Here is a 1,141-nt window from a genome sequence, read left to right as displayed (position 1 = left end):
CGTCAGTGGCAGAAATATAGGGTTGTCTTGTCTGGTTTAGATCCTTCGGATATTGTCATCACTTATCCGCCTTCAACCTTGAAAGATGGTGGAGCTGTTGTCGTTGCAAACTCTTCAGATACCAAGTATTCGAAGGCTGAGATATGAACGATAAGATCTCTCAGAGTAGTTCCACAAATAGCCACAACGCCTTCAACATCGCGCATCATTTAGCGAAAATATTTGTCGAATCGAAACTAGTACTCGCATTGGTTCCTGCGGTTTTATTGTTTGGTTTAATAGGCTTGTTTGAAACACCACGCGAAGAGAATCCTCAAATTGTCGTGCCTGCAGCTGAGATCACGATACCAATGGACGGAATGTCTCCTTTGGAGGTTGAGCACTTACTGTTAACGCCGCTAGAAAATCACCTGAACACTATGCAAGGCGTGAAGCATACCTATGGTGTCGCGGGTGAAGGCTTCGCCAAAATTCAGGTTGAATTCAAAGTAGGTGAAGATAAAACCGAGTCCTTCGTTCGGCTCTATGATCAAATGGAGCGTTATAAAATTCAGTTGCCGCCTTTAGCTGGCGAGCCACACATCAGTCTCGTAGATGTAGACGATGTGCCCTTTATGGTCGTCACTTTGGCTTCTAATCAATATGATCGATATCAGCTTACAAATATGGCTGAACGAATGACAGAGCATTTACATAGTATCGATGGAGTAGGGCTCAGTCAGATTCATGGCGGTCAAGAGAATGATGTTCGAGTAGAAATAAATCCAACTCGCTTGCAGGCTTTAGGGTTAGGACTAAACCAGATACGAGCACATATTCAGGCGGCTAACATTGACCATTCACTTGGCTTCAAAGTCATCGATAAAGACAACCAGCATATGCGTGTCAGTTACAAGTTAGAAAATCTGGAAGAGCTTAGAAAGTTGGTTGTATTTCGAGATACGGAAAAAGTAGTGCACCTTCAAGACATCGCGCATATAACGACTGAGCCCGATCATAAAAATTTAAGCCTCTCGCGTTTTAACTTTGGTCCAGCTGATCATCGTTTTGAAGAGTACAAAGGGCAAGAGATGGCAGCAGTCCATATTGGTATAGCAAAGCAAGGCGGCGTTAATTCCGTCCCTCTGGCCGAAGACATTTT

The 1,141-nt window shown here is 43.8% G+C and carries 1 protein-coding gene; it reads left to right on the top strand.

The features are described from left to right. Positions 1–143: 143 nt before the first annotated feature. The coding region (locus A3751_RS18750) for an efflux RND transporter permease subunit (RefSeq protein WP_197466504.1) at positions 144–1,141 on the top strand (998 nt) is incomplete at its 3' end.

Source organism: Oleiphilus sp. HI0080 (assembly GCF_001635135.1).
The sequence above is the reverse complement of the archived record's forward strand: the minus strand, read 5'-3'. Positions and strand labels throughout refer to the sequence as shown.